This is a genomic window from Actinomadura kijaniata NBRC 14229 (genome assembly GCF_001552175.1).
Classification (GTDB): domain Bacteria; phylum Actinomycetota; class Actinomycetes; order Streptosporangiales; family Streptosporangiaceae; genus Spirillospora; species Spirillospora kijaniata.
The window spans coordinates 38,011-56,715 of sequence record NZ_BCQR01000020.1; the positions used below are offsets into that span (position 1 = coordinate 38,011).

An 18,705-nucleotide genomic window follows, 5' to 3' on the forward strand; every position below is an offset into this window, starting at 1 on the left:
CCTCGGCCACCCGCGCGGGTCAGATCGCGAAGCGATGTCGCGCCCGCCGAGTCCCGGTGAGGCGCGAGCCCCCGGGCGCGCGCCGTGGGCCGGGACCTCGGAACACGACCTAACGCGCGAAGCCGCACAGGAGCGCGTTGACCACCGCCTCGGCCTCCGGCTGCGGGACGCCGATGAGGCCGCGGTAGACGGCCAGGCCGACGAGCATGTCCGACAGCATCCACAGGTCCGCGTCGGCGGACAGCTCCCCCCGGGCGATCGCGCGGTCGTAGATCTCCCAGCTGCGTTCCATCCGGGAGCGCATGGCGGTGCGGATGATCTCGGCGATCGCGGGGTCCCGGCCGGCCTCGCCGAAGATCTCCCGGGTCCGTTCCGCGATCTCGGGAGAGTCCCAGGCGGCGAGCGTCTCGGTGGCGATCACGACCAGGTCGCCGGCCAGCGACCCGGTGTCGGGGACCGCCGTCACCTGCGCGTCCATGGCGATGCCGAGCGCGTCCAGCAGGATGTCGCGCTTGGTGGCGTAGCGGCGGAAGACGCTCGCCCGGCCCACGCCGGCGGCCGCCGCCACCTCGTCCATGGTGAACGACGGCCCCTTGCTGAACAGCAACGACACCGCCGCCTGCCGGATGCGCGCGTCGACCTCGGGATCGGGCTTGCGCCCACGGCCACTCATTGAGATACTCCAGATATCAGATACTCTAAGTCTCAGAAGAGGTTACGGTCATGAGAGTACTCATCGTCGGTGGCGGTGTCGCGGGGCTTGCCGCGGCGCGCGGACTGACCGCGGCGGGACACGACGTCGAGGTGTACGAGGCGTCGCCGGAACTGCGCACCGAGGGCGGATCGATCTCGCTCTGGCCGGCCGGCGTCGGGATCCTGCGCGAGTTCAAGGTCGACCTCGACGGAGCGGGCCGCCGCCTGGAGGCGCTGACGAACCTGTCGGTGCGCGGCCGCACGCTCGGCACGATCGACCTGACCGAGGTCGAACGCCACTTCGACGGCCTGCCCTCCCTGCACATCGCCCGGCGCGAACTCGTCGAACGCCTCGCCGAGGGCGTGCCCGTCCAGTACGGCCGGACGATCACCAAGGCCGACCCCGACCGCGCGGAGCTCACCTTCGCCGACGGCAGCACCGCCCGCGGCGACCTGCTCGTCGGCGCCGACGGCCGCATGTCGGTCGTCCAGCGGGCGCTGTCGGGCGGCAACCCGAGCAGGCTCAACGGCTGGGTCACCTGGCAGGCGTTCACCACGGTGCCCGCCGACGTCATCGACGCGGACCGGTCCCTGATGGTCTCCAACGGCCGGTCGCTCGGCAGCATCGTCCCGGCCGGGCACGGCAGGGCGCTGTGGTGGTTCGACCTGCGCGCCAAGCCGGGCGGCCGGTTCTGGGGCGACGCCCCCGACATCATGGAGCGGCTCCGCGAGCGGTTCGGGCACTGGCCCGAGCCGTTCCGGACGGTGCTCGAACGCGCCGAGACCGCCCAGTTCTACCCGCACCACATCCACCGCGTGCCCTCGGTCTGGGGCCGGGGCCCGACCACGCTGCTGGGCGACGCGGCCCACACGATGCCCCCGGCGATGGCCATGGGCTCCGGCCAGGCGCTGGAGGACGCCTGGGCGCTGACCCGCTCGCTCGACGACCTGCGCGGCTACGAACGCGCCCGCGCCAGGACGGTGCGCAAGGTCGCGCGGATGGTCGGCACCGAGATGCCCAGCAGGCAGGGGCCGCTGACCGCCCTCGTCCCCGACGCGCGCTCGACCCGGTCCTACATCAAGTGGCTCCGCTCGGCCAGCGACTACTTCCAGGAGGGACGCGGGTAGCCGGGAACGGCGGGCGGCGGCCACTACCGTGGGGCCATGACCATGGGACCTGAGCTTCGCACCCTGTATCCGCCGGTCGAGCCGCACGAGTCGGGCATGCTCGACGTCGGGGACGGCAACGAGATCTACTGGGAGGTCTGCGGGAACCCCGGCGGCAAGCCGGTGGTGTTCCTGCACGGCGGACCGGGCGGCGGGTGCTCGCCCGACCACCGGCGGCTGTTCGACCCCGACGCCTACCGGATCGTGCTGTTCGACCAGCGCAACTGCGGGCGTTCCCTGCCGCACGCCAGCGACCCGGACGTGGCGCTGGACGACAACACCACCTGGCACCTGGTCGCCGACATGGAGAAGCTGCGCGAGCACCTGGGCGTCGAACGCTGGCAGGTGTTCGGCGGGTCGTGGGGCAGCGCGCTGGCGCTGGCCTACGCGCAGGCGCACCCGGACCGGGTGAGCGAGCTGGTGCTGCGCGGGATCTTCATGCTGCGGCCGTTCGAGCTGTACTGGTTCTACCAGGAGGGCGCCTCGCTGCTGTTCCCCGACCTGTGGGAGAAGTACGTCGCGCCGATCCCCGAGGACGAGCGCGAGGACCTGATCGCGGCGTTCGCCGAGCGGCTGAACTCCCCCGACCGCGAGACGCGGGTCGCGGCGGCGCGGGCGTGGGCGCAGTGGGAGGGCGGCGCGATCTCGCTGCGGCCCCGGCCGGAGCGGGTCGACTCCTACGGCGACCCCGACTACGCGGTGGCGTTCGCGCGGATCGAGAACCACTACTTCACCCACGAGGGCTGGTTCGAGGACGAGCAGCTGCTGCGCGACGTCGAGCGGATCCGGCGCATCCCGGCGGTGATCGTGCAGGGCCGCTACGACGTGTGCACGCCGCCCGCGACGGCGTGGGACCTGCACCGGGCGTGGCCGGAGGCGGAGTTCCACCTGGTGGACGACGCGGGGCACGCCTACGACGAGCCGGGCATTCTGCACCATCTGATCGAGGCCACCGACCGGTTCGCCAAGAACGGCTGACCCGGTCCCCTTCCCAGGGGCTTCGCGCCGGGCGGCGCGGGGCCCCTTTCCCATGCCCCGACCTCGGCGAAGGCGCCACGACGCCCGCACGCGGCGTGAGGATGACACCAAGATCGCGTGATTCACCTCACAGAAATGAGATCAAGAAACACCGCCGTAACACGAGAGCGGCGTTAAAGTCGGCCCCGGGATCGCCGCCTGGAACCATTCGCGCCATTGCCGGAGTCTTCGCCGGTCAGCGACGGGAACGGCGGAGCGTCGGCGCGTTTCCCCGCCGATAAAACGTTCCAAAAATTTGCAAGCGACCCGTTATACCCGCCGTGGCCGCGCCCAAACATCCACAAGATAACAATCGGTAACGCCGCACCGTTGGCATTCGCTAAGTTGCCTGCACATGGCAGTGCAACCGCTCGAAACGGACATACCCACGGGCCGTTCCGCCGACGTGCGCCTACGGGAGCCGTCCCTCTCGGACGGCCCGGAACTGTGGCGGATGGCGCGGGACTCCAAGGTCCTGGACGTCAACTCCCCCTACAGCTACACGCTCTGGTGCCGCGACTTCGCCGACACCTCGGTGGTCGCCGACGACGGCGGGCGCCCCTGCGGCTTCGTCACCGGCTACCGGCGGCCCGACGTTCCCGACACGCTGTTCATCTGGCAGGTCGCCGTGGACGCGAGCCATCGCGGACGCGGCCTGGCCCGCCGCATGCTGGACGAACTGGCCGCCCGGACGCGCGGTCAGGGGATCCGCTGGGTGGAGGCCACCGTCACCCCCGACAACGCCCCCTCGGCCGCGATGTTCTCCTCGTTCGCCCGTGACCACGGCTGCGGGCTGACCCGGACGCGGCTGTTCGGGCGCGAGCACCTGGCGGGCGACCACGAGCCCGAGGTGCTGTTCCGGATCGGCCCGCTGCCCGTCCGCTGAAGCCACCGCGAGCCCCCTCTCCTCATTTTCCGTCCATCACCCTCCGGAGGTACGGCATGAACACTTTCGAACGCCTGGAATCCGAAGTACGCGGCTACTGCCGCGGCTGGCCCACGGTCTTCACCACCGCCCGGGGAAGCCACATCACCGACGAGAACGGCCGCACCTATCTGGATTTCTTCGCCGGTGCCGGGACCCTCAACTACGGGCACAACAACCCGCTGCTGAAACAGCGGCTCATGGATTATCTGGCGGCCGACAACATCGTGCACAGCCTTGACATGTACACCGCCGCCAAACGCACTTTCCTGGAACGTTTCGAGGAGGTCGTGCTCCGGCCGCGCGGCCTGGACTACAAGGTCCAGTTCCCCGGCCCGGCGGGCAACCACTCGGTCGAGGCGGCGCTGAAGCTGGCCCGCAAGTACACCGGCCGGGAGACGGTCGTCAGCTTCACCAACGCCTTCCACGGCATGACGCTGGGCGCGCTGGCGGTCACCGGCAACTCGATGAAGCGCACCGGCGCGGGCGTGCCGCTGGGCCACGGCGTGGCGATGCCCTACGACAACTACCTGGACGGCCGCACCCCCGACTTCCTGCTGTTCGAGACGATGCTGGCCGACAGCGGCTCGGGCCTGGACAAGCCCGCCGCCGTGATCGTGGAGACGGTGCAGGGCGAGGGCGGCATCAACGCCGCCAGCGCCGACTGGCTGCGCGGCCTGGCCGACCTGTGCAAGCGGCACGACATGCTGCTGATCGTCGACGACGTGCAGATGGGCTGCGGCCGGACCGGCGCGTTCTTCAGCTTCGAGCAGGCCGGGATCACGCCCGACATCGTGTGCCTGTCGAAGTCGCTGAGCGGCTACGGCCTGCCGTTCGCGGTCACGCTGTTCCGGCGCGGCCTGGACGTGTGGGAGCCCGGTGAGCACAACGGCACCTTCCGCGGCTTCAACCCGGCGTTCGTCACCGCCACCGGCGCGCTGGAGGAGTACTGGACCGACGAGGGGCTGACCGGGCGGACCCTCGCCAAGGGCGACCTGGTCGAGCGCGGCCTGAACGAGATCGCCCTGCTGAACGCCGACGTCGTGGAGACCGTCCGGGGCCGCGGTCTGGCCTGGGGCCTGGTCATGAAGGACGCCGAGCTGGCCCCGCGGGTGTGCGCGGAGGCGTTCGAGCGCGGCCTGCTGATGGAGACCTCCGGCCCCGAGGGCGAGGTCGTCAAGCTGCTGCCGCCGCTGACCACCGACGAGGCCGACCTGGGCCGGGGGCTGGAGATCATCGCCGAGTCGGTGAGCGCCGTCACCCGCGACCGGGTCCCCGCCTGAGAGGAGCACCCCAATGATCGTCCGTTCGCTGAACGAGATCGTCGGCACCGACCGCGACGTCCGGGCGGAGACCTGGCGCAGCCGCCGCCTGGTGCTGGCGAGGGAGAGGGTCGGCTTCTCCCTGCACGACACGGTCCTGTACGCCGGGACCGAGACGCGGATGTGGTACGCGAACCACATCGAGGCCGTCTACTGCATCGAGGGCGAGGGCGAGCTCGTCAACGAGGAGACCGGCGAGAAGCACCGCATCGAACCCGGCGTGATGTACCTGCTCGACGGCCACGAGCACCACGTCCTGCGCGCCCACACCGACGTGCGCACCGTCTGCGTCTTCAACCCGCCGTGCACCGGCCGTGAGGTCCACGACGAGAACGGTGTCTACCCCCTGCTGACCGAGCCGGAGAACGACCAGGAGAACGCGTGAGCATCATCGAGTCCCATCCCTCCGTCGACGACGCCTACCCCACCCGCAAGGCCGCCGAGGCGGCGCTGCTGTACCGCGTGGACCCGGTGGTGTACGGCTCGGCCGGCGACGGCCCGATCGACGCCGGGACGCTGGAGTCCTACGACGCCAACGGCTACCTCACGGTCGACCGGCTCCTCGACCCCGAGGAGGTGGAGCTGTACCGCGCCGAGCTGCGCCGCCTGTCGTCGGACCCGAAGATCCTGGCCGACGAGCGCACCGTCACCGAGCGCGGCTCGGACGAGGTCCGCTCCATCTTCGAGGTGCACCGCATCAGCGAGGTGTTCGCGAACCTGGTGCGCGACCCGCGCGTGGTGGGCCGGGCCCGGCAGATCCTCGGCTCGGACGTCTACGTCCACCAGAGCCGGGTCAACTACAAGCCCGGGTTCAAGGGCAAGGACTTCTACTGGCACTCCGACTTCGAGACCTGGCACGCCGAGGACGGGATGCCGCGGATGCGCGCGGTCAGCATCTCGATCGCCCTCACCGAGAACTTCGCGCACAACGGCGGACTGATGATCATGCCGGGGTCGCACCGGACGTTCGTGTCGTGCGTCGGTGAGACGCCCTCCGACCACTACAAGGAGTCGCTGAAGGGCCAGGAGATCGGCACCCCGGACCCGGGCAGCCTGTCGATCCTGGCCGACAAGCACGGCATCGAGCTGTTCACCGGCCCGGCGGGCTCGGCGACGATGTTCGACTGCAACTGCATGCACGGCTCCAACGGCAACATCACCCCGTTCCCGCGCTCCAACGTCTTCATCGTCTTCAACAGCGTGGAGAACACCTGCGTCGAGCCGTTCTCCGCCCCCGCGCCCCGCCCCTCGTTCATCGGCGCCCGCGACTTCACCCCCGTCGCCTAGCCGTCCCCCTCCATGTCCGGCGCCGCGTCCGCCGGGGCCCTCCCCGGCGGACGCGGCGCCGCGCACCCCACCCCCCACCCCACCCCGGGAGCTCCCATGACCTCTTCCAGACGCGACTTCCTGCGCACCGCCGCGATGCTGGGCGCGGCCGTCCCCCTCGCCGCCGCCGGATGTTCCACCACCGACCCGCAGGCCGAACGCCGGGGCGGCGGCACCCTGGCGCGGGCCCGCCAGGAGGGGAGGATCCGTGTCGGGTTCGCCAACGAGGCCCCCTACGGCTTCACCGACAAGGACGGCAAGCTGACCGGCGAGGCCCCCGAGCTGGCCCGCGTCGTCTTCAAGGAACTCGGCATCCCCACCGTCGAGGGCGTGCAGGTCGCGTTCGGCGGCCTGATCGGCGGCCTGCAGGCCAAGCGGTTCGACGTCATCTCCGCCGGGATGTTCATCACGCCGGAGCGGTGCGGCGCGGTCGCGTTCTCCGACCCCGAGTACGTCGCCAAGAGCGCGTTCCTCGTGCCGAGGGGCAATCCCAAGAAGATCCGCAAGTTCGAGGACGCCGCGCGGGCGAACGCCCGGATCGGCGTCCTGACCGGTGCGGTGGAGGGTGACTACGCCGCGAAGCTCGGGGTGAGGAAGGACAACGTCAAGACCTTCGACAGCGCCCCCAACGCGTTCGAGGGCCTCAAGGCCGGTCGCATCGACGCCCTCTCCCTCACCCGCATCTCCCTGGCCGACCTGCTGTCCAAGCACCAGGGCGAGCCGTTCGAGGTGACCGACCCCTTCACGCCGGTGATCGACGGGAAGGAGCGGTTCGGGGCGGGCGCGTTCGCGTTCCGCAAGGCCGACGCCGACCTGCTCAAGGCGTTCAACGACAAGCTCACCGAGCTGAAGACCGGCAGGCGGCTGCTGCCGGTGCTGCGCCCGTTCGGGTTCACCGAGGCCGACCTGCCCGGCCCGGGCGACACCGCCGCCAAGTTCTGCCAGGGCTGATCCGCCGTGTCCGAAGTCCTCGACAGCCACCCCCAGTTGCTCCAGGGCGCGTGGATCACCGTGCAGATCACCGTCCTCGGCGCGGTGCTCGCGCTGGTGCTGGCGCTGGCGTTCGGCGTGGCGGGCGCCGCGCGGGCGGTGTGGATGCGCGCGGTCAACCGCCTCTACGTGGAGTTCTTCCGGGGCGCGGCGGCGCTGGTGCTGATGTACTGGCTGTTCTACTCGCTGCCGCTGGTCGGCCTGCGGTTCACCCCGATGGCCGCCGCCGTGCTGGCGCTCGGCCTCAACTACGGGGCCTACGGCGCCGAGGTGGTGCGCGGCTCGATCAACGCCGTGCCGAAGGCGCAGTACGAGGCGGCGGTCGCGCTGAACCTGCGGCCCGCCCAGCGGATGCGCCGGGTGATCCTGCCGCAGGCGGTGGCGCTGATGCTGCCGCCGTTCGGGAACCTGCTCATCGAGCTGATGAAGGCCACGGCCGTGGTGTCGCTGGTGACGATCGCCGACCTGACGTTCCGCGCCCAGCAGATCCAGGCCAACACCGGTGAGACGGCGGCGACCTACGCGCTCGTCCTGGTGGTGTACTTCGTGATCGCGCAGGTGCTGCAACGCCTCGTCCGGCTGCTGGAGCACCGCACCGAACGGATGCTGGGCCGCCGGCCACGCCGCGGCGCGCTCCGCGAGGTCCCCGCCCCGGCGGGAGGCGCGCCCCGATGACCTGGGACTGGAACTACACCGGGGAGATCCTCCCCGACCTGCTCAACGGCCTGCGCGTCACCGTCGTCGCCACCCTGCTCGGCTACGCCATCGCGCTGGTGCTGGGCCTGGCCTGGACGCTGCTGCAACGCACCCCCAGCCGCCTGGTCAACGGGACGGTCCGCTGGGCGGCGGAGTTCATCCGCAGCACCCCCCTGCTGGTGCAGCTGTTCTTCGTCTTCTACGTGCTGCCGTCGTGGGGCCTGACGCTCGGGCCCCTCACCGCCGGGATCATCGGCCTGGGCCTGCACTACTCCACCTACACCGCCGAGGTGTACCGGGCGGGCATCGACGACGTGCCGCGCGGCCAGTGGGAGGCGGCCACCGCCCTCAACCTGCCGCGCCGCCGCGTGTGGCTCGGGGTGGTGCTGCCGCAGGCCGTCCGCAGGGTGGTGCCCACGCTCGGCAACTACCTCATCGCCATGTTCAAGGACTCGCCGCTGCTGCTGGCCGTCAACGTCGTGGAACTGCTCGGGGCCGCCTACCAGACCGGCTCCAGGACGCTCCAGTTCCTGGAGCCGATCACGATCGTCGGCGTGCTGTTCATCGCGGTCAGCGTGCTGTCCTCCCTGCTCGTCCGTCGCCTGGAGAGGCGCTATGCCACCTACTGACACCACTCCCGCAGTCCCCGCACCCGAGGACGACGTCCCCGGCGTCCCGCTCGCGAAGGGCGCCGCCGACCCGCTGCCGCACGGCGAGGCGCCCGGCATCCGGTTCGAGAAGGTGGTCAAGCGGTTCGGCGGCAACGTCGTGCTGCGCGAGCTCGACTTCACCGTCGCGCCCGGCGAGCGCGTCACGCTGATCGGGCCGTCCGGGTCGGGCAAGACCACGATCCTGCGGCTGCTGATGACCCTGGAACGGGTCGACGGCGGGATCATCCGGGTCGGCGAGCGGCCGCTGTCGCACATGGAGCGCGGCGGGCGGCTCGTCCCGGCCAACGAGAGGCACCTGCACGAGATGCGCAAGCAGATCGGCATGGTGTTCCAGCAGTTCAACCTGTTCCCCAACATGAACGTGCTGCGCAACCTCACCGAGGGCCCGGTGCACGTGCTGGGGCTGTCCCGGGACGAGGCCGTCGAGCGCGCCCGCGGGCTGCTGGACATGGTGGGGCTCGCCGACAAGATCGAGGCGCACCCGTCGCAACTGTCGGGCGGCCAGCAGCAGCGCGTGGCGATCGCCCGCGCGCTGGCGATGCGGCCGAAGGTGCTGCTGCTGGACGAGGTCACCTCCGCGCTCGACCCCGAGCTGGTGGTGGGCGTGCAGGACCTGCTGCGCGACATCGCCCGGCAGAGCGACCTGACGCTGCTGTGCGTGACGCACGAGATGCGCTTCGCCCGCGACATCTCCGACCGGGTGCTGATGTTCGACCAGGGCCAGATCGTGGAGGAGGGCCCGCCGGATCAGATCTTCGGCGAGCCGCGCGAGCGGCGCACCCGCGACTTCCTCCAGGCGGTGCTGGCCTCCTGACGGGAACGGGTGGGGCTCCCCGGCGGGGCCCCACCCGGACGGTCGCGGCGGACGCGCCCTCAGGCGACGCCCGGCCAGGCGTTGCCGGTCATCTCCTCCCAGCGGGGCATCGGGATCTCGGGGTGGAACTGGCGCAGCAGCTCGCTGGGGAAGGTGCCCACCGGGGCCTTGCGCGGGTTGGCGGCGGCCTGGGCGACGATCGTGCCGGACAGGTCGTCGGCCAGCTCCAGCCGGGGGAAGGCGGCGTGCACCCGGTCGGCCAGCCCCTCGGGGAGGTTCTCCGCGCCGAGCGCGACCACGTCGATCCCGGCGCCGGTGTGCGTGAGGGCGATCTCCGGGCGCATCCGGTGGGCGATGCCCACGCTGGTGTGCAGCGCGATGGCCTCCCAGACGACCCGGACGCGGTCGGCGGGCACGCCCTGCCCTTCGAGGAACGACACGGCCGCGTCGGCGCCGTCCACCTCGAAGCGCTGGTCGCCGTTGCCCCGCTCGTTCAGCCCCATGTCATGCAGGAGACAGGCCAGGAACAGCAGTTCGTCGTCGTAGTCGGAGCCCGCCTTCAGGCCCATCCCCTCGCCCGCCGCGCGGCCGAACAGGTAGCTGCGGACGCTGTGGTGGGCGAGGGCCTCGCTCACCTCCTCGTAGGCGTGGGCGTAGGCGCGGCGGGCCAGGTCGGTGTCGGGGAACGCGAATTCGGCGAAGTGATCGGTCATGCACACGATGGTCGGCCCGCCGCCGTGCCGCCACCAGTGGCCCGAAGGCCGAGGTGCGCTATATTCCGGCCATGCACACCGTGGCCGTTCTCGCCCTCGACGGGGTGGTGCCGTTCGACATGGCGACGCCGTGCCAGGTGTTCGGCGCGGCGTACCAGGGGCCGGGCGCGCCGCTGTACGAGACGCGGGTGTGCGCGCCCGGCGGCGCGGTGGTGTCCTCGTCGCTGTTCGGGAAGATGCGGGTGGAGACGCCCTGGGACCTGGACGCCGTCGCCGCCGCCGACACGGTCGTGCTGCCCGGCGTGGAGGACCCGCGCGCCGGGCCGCCCGCCGAGGTGCTGGAGGCGCTGCGCGCCGCCGCCGACCGGGGCGCGCGGATCGCGTCGATCTGCGTGGGGGCGTTCGCGCTGGCCGCGACCGGGCTGCTGGACGGGCGGCGCGCCACCACGCACTGGATGTACGCGCGGCTGCTGGCCGAGCGGTACCCGAGGGTCGAGGTCGATCCGTCGGTGCTGTTCGTGGACGACGGCGCGCTGCTGACCTCGGCCGGGGTCGCGGCGGGCGTGGACCTGTGCCTGCACCTGGTGCGCCGCGACCACGGGTCGGCCGTCGCGGGGCAGGTGGCGCGGTTCATGGTGACGCCGTTGCAGCGCGACGGGGGGCAGGCGCAGTTCATCCGGCATCCCGACCCCCGGGACGAGGGGGTGGCGTTGCAGCCGGTCCTGGCGTGGCTGGAGGAGAACCTGCACCGGCCGCTGACGCTGGAGGACATCGCGCGCCGGGCGGCGCTGAGCGTGCGGACGCTGACCCGGCGCTTCCGCGAGCAGACCGGCACCAGCCCGTTGCAGTGGCTGCTGAACGCCCGCATCCACCGCGCCCAGCACCTGCTGGAGAGCACCGACCTGCCGGTCGAGCGGGTCGCCGCCGAGTCGGGGTTCGGCGCGGCGGTGACGCTGCGGGCGCACTTCGCGCGGCGGGTGGGGACCTCGCCGCAGGCGTACCGGCGGGCGTTCCGCGGCCGGTGACCATTGTCACCCTGGAGTTGACCGAACGACATTCGGTAGCGTGCCGGGGTATCCGTCCCGCGAGGAGGCTTCGGCGGTGATCCATGGGTGAGGGCGCGAGCATCGTCGGGCTCGGCATGACCGAGCTCGGCCGGGTGTACGGGCGCAGCCCGCGTCGGCTGGCGGCCGACGCGGTGCGGCGCGCGGTCGCCGACGCGGGCCTGTCCCTGCCGGACCTGGACGGCCTGCTGGTCAGCCACGGCATGGGCGGCTCCCCCGGCATCGAGCTGGCCGACTCCCTCGGCCTGCGCGACCTGCGGCTGCTGACGCAGATGAACGCGTTCGGCGCGACCGCCGGGGCGATGGTGGCGTACGCGGCGATGTCGGTGCTGAGCGGCGCGGCGACGACGGTGGCGTGCGTGTTCGCCGACGCGCCGCTGAAGCCGAGGCAGTCGGCCGGGTCGGCGTACCACCGGGACGCCCCCGAGTGGTACGGGTTCGGCGGGATGACGGCGGCGCTGGGGTTCCGCAGCGTGAACGCGTTCTACGCCCTGGCCGCGCGGCGGCACATGGAGCGGTACGGCACCACCAGCGAGCAGCTCGGCGCGATCGCCGTCAGCACGCGGCGGTGGGCCGCGATGAACCCGCTGGCGCAGATGCGCGACCCGATCACGGTCGAGGACCACCAGAACTCGCGCTGGGTCGCCGAGCCGCTGCACCTGCTGGACTGCTGCCTGGTGTCCAACGGCGCGATCGCGGTCGTCGTCACCGGCGCGGACCGGGCGCGGGACCTGGCGCAGCCGCCGGTGCACCTGTGGGGCTGGGGCCAGGGGCATCCGGGGCACCGCAGGGAGCGGGGCAGCGAGTTCGGGCTGCGGACCGGCGCGGCGACGTCCGGCCCGGTCGCGATGAAGATGGCCGGGGTCACGCCCGACGACATCGACGTCTGCCAGCTGTACGACTGCTACACCTACACGGTGCTGGTGTCGCTGGAGGACTACGGCTTCTGCGGCAAGGGCGAGGGCGGCGCGTTCGCCGCGTCCGGCGCGCTCGGCCCCGGCGGGTCGCTGCCCACCAACACCGGCGGCGGCCAGCTGTCCGGCTACTACATGTGGGGCATGACGCCGCTGTCGGAGGCCGTCATCCAGGGACGCGGCCAGGGCGGCGAACGCCAGGCGGACCGCAACGACCTGATCCTGGTCAGCGGCAACGGCGGCATCCTCGACCACCACTCCACGCTGATCCTCAGCCCGCACGCGAAGGGGACCTGACGGTGGACATCGGCATCCTGCGCCGCGACGGCCGCACCGACCCGTTCTTCGACGGCGCCGCCGCCGACCGGCTGGTGGTCCGGCGGTGCGTCCCGTGCGACCGCTGGTTCGCGCCCGACCAGGGCGACTGTCCCGGGTGCGGCTCCACCGGGCTGGAGTGGGCGCGGGCGTCGGGGACGGCGACGCTGGTGGCGTGGACGGTCACGCACGCCAAGCCGCGCGAGGACGGGGCCGTTCCGCCTCCGGCGTACCTGGCGCTGGTGGAGCTGCCGGAGGGGCCGTGGCTGCACGCGCGGCTGGACGGGGTGGACCCCGCGTCCCTGCGCGAGGGGCTGCCGCTGAGGGCGGCGTTCGAGCACCCGGCCGAGGGCGAGTCGTACGTACTGTTCCGCCCCGCGTCCTGACCGGCGGGCCCGCGCGCGCCCCCGGTGCGTGAGACTGGGGGCCATGGAAGCCAAGGAGCTGTACCCGCCGGTCGAGCCGCACGAGTCGGGCATGCTCGACGTCGGGGACGGCAACGAGATCTACTGGGAGGTCTGCGGGAACCCCGGCGGCAAGCCGGTGGTGTTCCTGCACGGCGGACCGGGCAGCGGATGCTCGCCCGACCACCGGCGGCTGTTCGACCCCGACGCCTACCGGATCGTGCTGTTCGACCAGCGCAACTGCGGACGTTCCCTGCCGCACGCCGCCGAGCCCGACATCGACCTGTCCGCGAACACCACGGCGAACCTGGTCGCGGACATGGAGAAGCTGCGCGAGCACCTGGGCGTGGACCGGTGGATGGTGTTCGGCGGGTCGTGGGGCAGCACGCTCGCGCTCGCCTACTCGCAGGCGCATCCCGGGCGAGTGACGGAGATCGTGCTGCGCGGCGTGTACCTGGCGCTGCCCTCGGACGAGCCGTGGTGCTTCGCCGAGGGCGGGGTGTCGCGGCTGTTCCCCGACGCGTGGGAGAGGTTCCGGGACCACATCCCCGAGGACGAGCGCGGCGACTACCTGGCCGCCTACGCGCGCCGCCTCGCCGACCCGGACCCGGCGGTGCACGTTCCGGCGGCGCTGGCATGGACGCGCTGGGAGAACACGACCGCGACGCTGCTGCCCCCGCCCGGGGAGGACGAGGAGGAGCGGGCGGCGGTCGCGGTGGCGCGCCTGGAGAACCGCTACTTCGGCAACGGGTGCTTCCTGGAGCCCGGCCAGCTTCTGCGGGACGCCCCCCGCCTGCGCGGCATCCCCGGTGTGATCGTGAACGGGCGCTACGACATGCTGACCCCGCCGGACGCCGCGTGGCTGCTGCACCGGGCCTGGCCGGACCCGGAGCTGCACATCGTCCCGGACGCCGGGCACGCCTTCGACGAGCCGGGGACGCTCCGGCGGCTGCTGGAGGCGACCGATCGGTTCCGGCCCTGGACCGAACGGCATTCGGTCCTCTAGCGTCGGGGCATGCGCACCGAGGTCTGCGAGACGTTCGGGATCGAGTTCCCGCTGTTCGCCTTCAGCCACTGCCGGGACGTGGTCGCGGCCGTCACCAACGCGGGCGGGATGGGCGTGCTGGGCGCCGTCGCCTACACGCCCGACCGCCTGGAGGAGGAGCTGCGCTGGATCGACGCGCACGTCGCGGGCCGCCCCTACGGCGTCGACGTGCTGGTCCCCGCGAAGATCGACGAGTCCGCCGAACGGGCCGGGCGCGGCGAGGGCGGGCTGGAGACGATGCTGGCGGCCGTTCCGCAGGAGCACTGGGAGTTCCTGTTCGGGCTCTTCGAGAGGTACGGGGTGCCGCTCCCCGACTTCGAGAAGGCGAGGAAGGGCCACTCGCGCGGCGGCACGCAGGTCACCAGGGAGGGCGCGGCCGAGCTGATCGAGGTGTCGCTCGCCCACCCGATCCGCCTGATCGCCAGCGCGCTGGGCACCCCGCCGCCGCTCATGGTGGACCGGGCGAAGGAGAGCGGCGTCCCGGTCGCGGCCCTGGTGGGCACGGCCGAGCACGCCCGCCGCCAGGCGGCCGCCGGGGTGGACCTGATCGTCGCGCAGGGCGGCGAGGCCGGCGGCCACACCGGCGAGATCTCCACGATGGTCCTGGTCCCCGAGGTGGTGGACGAGGTCGCCCCGCTCCCGGTCCTGGCGGCCGGGGGCATCGCGACGGGCCGCCAGATGGCCGCCGCGATGGCCCTCGGCGCGTCCGGCGTGTGGTGCGGCTCGGTCTGGCTGACCACCGAGGAGGCCGAGACCCCGCTCCCGGTCAAGGCGAAGATGCTGGCCGCGACGTCCCGGGACACGGTCCGTTCCCGGTCCCGCACGGGCAAGCCCGCCCGTCAGCTCCGCTCCGCCTGGACCGACGAGTGGGAGGGCCCGGACAGCCCCGGCGCGCTCGGCATGCCCCTCCAGATGATCATCGCCGAGGGCGCGATGCGCCAGATCAACAAGGTCGCCGAGACGGGCAACCCCGGAGCCCGCGAGCTGGCCAACTACTTCGTGGGCCAGGTGGTGGGCCAGATGAACGCGGTGCGGCCGGCCCGCCGCGTCGTCCACGACATGATCGAGGAGTTCGCCGACGCGGTCGCCCGCCTGAACACCATCACCGGCGACCACTGAGAGCTCCGGGGCGGCCGTTTCGGAGGTGGCCCGCGGGGTAGCCGCACACCGGACGGACCACGGTGCGCCGGACGCCGACGGCGCACCGGCCGGGCGGGGAGGGGACGGGTCGTGCCGGAGGTGGTGCAGGCCGCGGGCTGGGGGTTGCTGGCCGGTTCGGCGCTGGTGCTGGGGGCGCTGGTCGGCTACCTGGTGCGGATCCCGGCGCGGGTGGTGGCCGGGGTGATGGCCTTCGGCAGCGGCGTGCTGCTGTCGGCGGTGTCGTTCGAGCTGATCGCCGAGGCGAACGAGCGCGGCGGCCTGACGCCGACCGTGATCGGGGCGGTGACCGGCGCGGTCGTCTACGCCGGGGCCAACATGCTGCTCGCCCGGCGCGGAGCGCGGCACCGCAAGCGCTCGGGCGGGCAGCAGAGCTCCGAGGGGGAGCGGCCGGGGTCGGGCACGGCGATCGCGCTGGGCGCGCTGCTGGACGGGGTGCCGGAGTCGATGGTGATCGGCGTCAGCCTGCTGGGCGGCGGCACGGTGAGCGCCGTCACGGTGGCCGCGGTGTTCATCAGCAACGTGCCCGAGGGCCTGTCCAGCGCCGCGGGGATGCGGCGCTCCGGACGCGGCCGCCGGTACGTGTTCGGGCTGTGGAGCGGCATCGCGCTGATCAGCGCCGCAGCGTCGGTGGTCGGCTACGCCGCGCTCGGCGACGCCCCCGCGAGCGTGCTGGCCGCCGTCACCGCACTGGCCGGCGGCGCGATCCTCACCATGATCGCCGACACGATGATCCCCGAGGCGTTCGAGGACGCGCACCTGCTGACGGGCCTGATCACCATGGTCGGCTTCCTCGCCGCGTTCGCCCTGTCCCACGCCTGACCCCGGGCCTGCGGGGGAGATCCGACGGCGTCCCCGACGGACGCCCCCGGCCGGGCGGGCACCGAATCCGCGCGGATCACGGGACCGCGAACTCCACTCCGCCCGAAGGGAGGAAGGTCTCACCGCTCACCCGACCTCCATGGTGAAACCGTAGTAGGCGCGCCAGTGCGGGGCCGGGTGCCCCGGCGGCAGCGGCACGCCCGGCAACGGCGGGATCGTCACCGCCTCCCAGTCGACGGTCCCGGTAGGGCCTTCCGGCAGGGCCGCAGTGCCGATCCTCTCGCCTCGGGAATAGGAGGTAAGGGTGAGTGCACCGGCCAGGACCTCGTGGTCCAGCCATGAGTCGCAGGCCCAGCGCAGCTCGTCGGGATCGGTGACGACCAGTTGGACCGTGGTGCACACCGAGCCGCTCCACAGCTCCGTCCGGACCCGGTGGTAGTCGTAAGGGAAAACCCCGCTCTCCTCCTCCGGGTAGTCGCCCCCGCCGGACACTTCGGCGAGCGCGGCCAGGCACGCCTTGGGCGTGGGCGCTTCGGGGTCGTCGCGCAGGACGCCGCCGAGCAGCTCCACGGCCTCCTCCCGTCGACGCGCGTTCGCGGCTTCGATCGCGGCCACGTCGACGTCCGGAGCGATCTCGATGATGTTCCGCCACTCCGCGACCTGCGTGACCAGCAGGCTGCCCAGCAGCGTGCGGGCCAGCGCGTCACCGGGACGGGCGGCGACCGCGGCGCGCAACCACGGCTCGCCCGACCAGACCGGTTCCTCCTCCCCCACGACCACACTCGGAAGCAGGCCCAGCAACCGTCCGTACTCCCGGGCGGCCTCGCCATCGCCGTCCTGCGCCGCCGTCCGCAACGCGGCCACCCGTTCAGAGAAGATCATCACGCCGGCGCACGCTACACGCATCACGCCCCTTCACCATCAAGCGCCATGAAGAAGCAATGAGACCCATGTCGTGACACAGGGGGATAAGAGGTAGATCGCACGGGTACGCCTCGGGCATGGGGCTGCGGCGAGGCGTGGTGGTCGGGTACGGCCTCCTCGTCGCGGCCATGGCGCTCGTCACCGTGGACGTGCTGGCCGACGGCCCGCTCCGGGAGCTGGACTTCGCCCTCCACCGGCTGTGCGCCCGCCATGTGCGCGGCGTGTGGTGGGAGATGGCCAACGCGGTCACGCAGCTCGGGCAGCGCGGCGTGCTGTTGCAGGCCATCGTGCCGCTGGCGGTCGTCGCCGCGATCCGGCGGCGGTCGCCGCGTCCCCCGCTGGCGGCCGCACTGATCATCGTGGTGCTGTCCTACCTCCAGGTCACGCTGAAGGCACAGATCCCCCGGACGTTCCCGTTCGGGGACACCGACGTGATCTTCGCGCAGGGCAACGCGTACCCGTCCGGGCACACCCTCAACGCGATCCTGCTCGTCTGGGTGATCCTCGAACTGCTCGCGCTCGCCCTGCCCGCGGCGGCCCGGCGCCTGCCGCCGCGCCGCCGCCGCGCCCTCGCGCTGGCGTCGGGCGTGCTGGCGGCCGTGGCGCTCGTGCTGGCCGACGACCACTGGCTGACCGACGTGCTGTTCAGCCTGGCACTCGGCCCGCTCCTGCTCGACCTGCTGGTGAGACTGTCGCCGTTCACCGGCCGGGAGCGCCCCGAGGAGCGGCCGTCGCCGTCCGCCGACGCGGTCGGCTCCACGAGCGGCTGAGCGGACCGCGGCGGGCCGTCAGCGTTGGGGCCGCGCGCCGCCCGCCTCCTCCAGGGCCTGGAGCAGGGTGCGCAGGGCCGGCTGGGGCGTGGCGCTCTCGCGGACGGCGGCGTGGACCACCCTGACCGGCTCCGGATGCCGCACCCTGCGCAGGACGATGCCCGCGTGGCGGCGGCCCGCCACGGCGATGCGGGGCAGGAGGCCCACGCCGAGGCCCGCCGCGACGAAACCCTGCGCGGTGGCGTAGTCCTCGCTCCCGGCCACGAAGTTCGGGCTGAAACCCGCCGTGGCGCAGGCGTCGAGGATCACGTCCAGGCACGGCCCCGGCGGCTCGCTGCCGATCCACGGCTCCCCCGCGAGGTCGGCGAGGTCGATGACGCGGCGCGCGGCGAGCGGATGGTCGGCGGGCAGCGCGGCGAGGTAGGGGTCGTCCAGCAGGTGCACCAGGCGCAGGCCCGGGGGCGTGTCGGCGTGCGACCGGACCACGATCGCCAGGTCCGCGTCGCCCCGCTCGACCTCCAGCAGCGGGTCCTCGGGGTCGATCAGCGCGAGGTCGGCCCGCACCCCCGGATGCTCCCGGCGGAGCCGGGCCAGCGCGGGCGCCACCAGCGTGGGGCCGACCGAGGTGAAGTAGCGGACGGCCAGCCGTCCCGTGCGTCCGGCGCGCAGGTCGGCCAGCGCCGTCTCCGCCGCGGCCATGTCCTGGCTGATGATCGCCGTGTGCTCGGCCAGCAGCCGGCCCGCCGCCGTCGGCCGGACGCCCCGGCCGACCCGTTCGAGCAGGGTGGTCCCCACCTCCCGCTCCAGCGCCGCCACCTGCTGGCTCACCGCCGACGGCGTGTACCCGAGATGGGTCGCGGCCGACGTCACCGAACCGCTCGTGACCACCGCGCGCAGCACCAGCATCCGCCTCAGATCAAGCATGTAGCAGAGCTTAACAACGGTGCAGAACTTT

Annotated in this window: 21 protein-coding genes; 17 read left to right on the forward strand and 4 right to left on the reverse strand. The window is 72.6% G+C overall.

The features are described 5' to 3' along the window. Positions 1 to 109: 109 nt before the first annotated feature. Positions 110 to 673: a TetR-like C-terminal domain-containing protein gene (locus AKI01S_RS07710; RefSeq protein ID WP_067813339.1), complete on the reverse strand. Its 564-nt coding sequence runs from the start codon at positions 671 to 673 to the stop codon at positions 110 to 112. A 50-nt stretch (positions 674 to 723) separates the two neighbouring features. Between AKI01S_RS07710 and AKI01S_RS07715 the strand changes: the two genes are divergently transcribed. From AKI01S_RS07715 to ehuA, 10 genes are all read left to right on the forward strand, one after another. Continuing rightward, positions 724 to 1,821 (forward strand): FAD-dependent oxidoreductase, encoded by a 1,098-nt coding sequence (locus AKI01S_RS07715; RefSeq protein ID WP_067813341.1) that lies wholly within the window; start codon positions 724 to 726, stop codon positions 1,819 to 1,821. 36 nt (positions 1,822 to 1,857) lie between these two features. Further along, the gene (gene pip / locus AKI01S_RS07720; RefSeq protein ID WP_245681518.1) at positions 1,858 to 2,838 is read left to right on the forward strand and encodes a prolyl aminopeptidase; all 981 of its coding nucleotides are present in this window, start codon (positions 1,858 to 1,860) and stop codon (positions 2,836 to 2,838) included. Between the two features lie 394 nt (positions 2,839 to 3,232). Then, positions 3,233 to 3,763 carry a diaminobutyrate acetyltransferase gene (gene ectA, locus AKI01S_RS07725; protein WP_083999113.1) on the forward strand — a complete coding sequence of 177 codons (531 nt, stop codon included), beginning with the start codon at positions 3,233 to 3,235 and terminating at the stop codon, positions 3,761 to 3,763. Positions 3,764 to 3,819: 56 nt separating this feature from the next. Then, entirely contained in the window at positions 3,820 to 5,085 is a 1,266-nt protein-coding gene (gene ectB, locus AKI01S_RS07730; protein ID WP_067813343.1) for a diaminobutyrate--2-oxoglutarate transaminase, read from the forward strand. Positions 5,086 to 5,098: 13 nt separating this feature from the next. Continuing rightward, on the forward strand, positions 5,099 to 5,509 hold the full coding sequence (locus AKI01S_RS07735; RefSeq protein WP_067813344.1) for an ectoine synthase: 411 nt from the start codon (positions 5,099 to 5,101) through the stop codon (positions 5,507 to 5,509). Then, a complete protein-coding gene (gene thpD, locus AKI01S_RS07740; protein ID WP_067813347.1) occupies positions 5,506 to 6,411 on the forward strand; it encodes an ectoine hydroxylase in 906 nt (301 codons plus the stop codon). Before AKI01S_RS07735 ends, thpD begins: the two co-directional genes overlap by 4 nt. 96 nt (positions 6,412 to 6,507) lie before the next feature. After that, positions 6,508 to 7,401, forward strand: a complete 894-nt coding sequence (gene ehuB / locus AKI01S_RS07745; protein WP_067813349.1) for an ectoine/hydroxyectoine ABC transporter substrate-binding protein EhuB — start codon at positions 6,508 to 6,510, stop codon at positions 7,399 to 7,401. Positions 7,402 to 7,407: 6 nt separating this feature from the next. Then, the gene (ehuC, locus tag AKI01S_RS07750; RefSeq protein WP_067813352.1) at positions 7,408 to 8,115 is read left to right on the forward strand and encodes an ectoine/hydroxyectoine ABC transporter permease subunit EhuC; all 708 of its coding nucleotides are present in this window, start codon (positions 7,408 to 7,410) and stop codon (positions 8,113 to 8,115) included. After that, positions 8,112 to 8,765, forward strand: coding sequence for an ectoine/hydroxyectoine ABC transporter permease subunit EhuD (gene ehuD / locus AKI01S_RS07755; RefSeq protein ID WP_067813354.1), 654 nt, complete (start codon positions 8,112 to 8,114; stop codon positions 8,763 to 8,765). Before ehuC ends, ehuD begins: the two co-directional genes overlap by 4 nt. After that, positions 8,752 to 9,621: an ectoine/hydroxyectoine ABC transporter ATP-binding protein EhuA gene (ehuA, locus tag AKI01S_RS07760; RefSeq protein WP_083999115.1), complete on the forward strand. Its 870-nt coding sequence runs from the start codon at positions 8,752 to 8,754 to the stop codon at positions 9,619 to 9,621. The genes ehuD and ehuA overlap by 14 nt, the downstream gene beginning before the upstream one ends. A 59-nt stretch (positions 9,622 to 9,680) precedes the next feature. Here ehuA and AKI01S_RS07765 read toward each other — a convergent pair whose 3' ends face one another. Then, positions 9,681 to 10,334, reverse strand: coding sequence for an HD domain-containing protein (locus AKI01S_RS07765; protein WP_067813356.1), 654 nt, complete (start codon positions 10,332 to 10,334; stop codon positions 9,681 to 9,683). A 71-nt stretch (positions 10,335 to 10,405) separates the two neighbouring features. Between AKI01S_RS07765 and AKI01S_RS07770 the strand changes: the two genes are divergently transcribed. From AKI01S_RS07770 to AKI01S_RS07795, 6 genes are all read left to right on the forward strand, one after another. After that, positions 10,406 to 11,359: a GlxA family transcriptional regulator gene (locus AKI01S_RS07770; protein WP_067813358.1), complete on the forward strand. Its 954-nt coding sequence runs from the start codon at positions 10,406 to 10,408 to the stop codon at positions 11,357 to 11,359. A gap of 83 nt (positions 11,360 to 11,442) precedes the next feature. Beyond that, positions 11,443 to 12,609: a thiolase family protein gene (locus tag AKI01S_RS07775; protein ID WP_067813360.1), complete on the forward strand. Its 1,167-nt coding sequence runs from the start codon at positions 11,443 to 11,445 to the stop codon at positions 12,607 to 12,609. 2 nt (positions 12,610 to 12,611) lie between these two features. After that, positions 12,612 to 13,013 carry a Zn-ribbon domain-containing OB-fold protein gene (locus AKI01S_RS07780; protein WP_067813362.1) on the forward strand — a complete coding sequence of 134 codons (402 nt, stop codon included), beginning with the start codon at positions 12,612 to 12,614 and terminating at the stop codon, positions 13,011 to 13,013. Positions 13,014 to 13,056: 43 nt separating this feature from the next. Then, the gene (pip, locus tag AKI01S_RS07785) at positions 13,057 to 14,037 is read left to right on the forward strand and encodes a prolyl aminopeptidase (RefSeq protein ID WP_067813364.1); all 981 of its coding nucleotides are present in this window, start codon (positions 13,057 to 13,059) and stop codon (positions 14,035 to 14,037) included. 9 nt (positions 14,038 to 14,046) lie between these two features. Then, positions 14,047 to 15,195 (forward strand): NAD(P)H-dependent flavin oxidoreductase, encoded by a 1,149-nt coding sequence (locus tag AKI01S_RS07790; protein WP_067813365.1) that lies wholly within the window; start codon positions 14,047 to 14,049, stop codon positions 15,193 to 15,195. Between the two features lie 111 nt (positions 15,196 to 15,306). Beyond that, positions 15,307 to 16,056 (forward strand): ZIP family metal transporter, encoded by a 750-nt coding sequence (locus tag AKI01S_RS07795; protein ID WP_067813367.1) that lies wholly within the window; start codon positions 15,307 to 15,309, stop codon positions 16,054 to 16,056. A gap of 126 nt (positions 16,057 to 16,182) precedes the next feature. Here the strand turns inward: AKI01S_RS07795 and AKI01S_RS07800 are convergent, their stop codons facing one another. Further along, a complete protein-coding gene (locus AKI01S_RS07800; protein WP_157419717.1) occupies positions 16,183 to 16,941 on the reverse strand; it encodes a tetratricopeptide repeat protein in 759 nt (252 codons plus the stop codon). Between the two features lie 116 nt (positions 16,942 to 17,057). Here AKI01S_RS07800 and AKI01S_RS07805 point away from each other — a divergent pair, with 116 nt between their 5' ends. Then, positions 17,058 to 17,750 carry a phosphatase PAP2 family protein gene (locus AKI01S_RS07805; RefSeq protein ID WP_067813371.1) on the forward strand — a complete coding sequence of 231 codons (693 nt, stop codon included), beginning with the start codon at positions 17,058 to 17,060 and terminating at the stop codon, positions 17,748 to 17,750. An 18-nt stretch (positions 17,751 to 17,768) separates the two neighbouring features. Here AKI01S_RS07805 and AKI01S_RS07810 read toward each other — a convergent pair whose 3' ends face one another. Further along, positions 17,769 to 18,674 (reverse strand): LysR family transcriptional regulator, encoded by a 906-nt coding sequence (locus tag AKI01S_RS07810; protein ID WP_174567361.1) that lies wholly within the window; start codon positions 18,672 to 18,674, stop codon positions 17,769 to 17,771. Between the last annotated feature and the right edge of the window lie 31 nt (positions 18,675 to 18,705).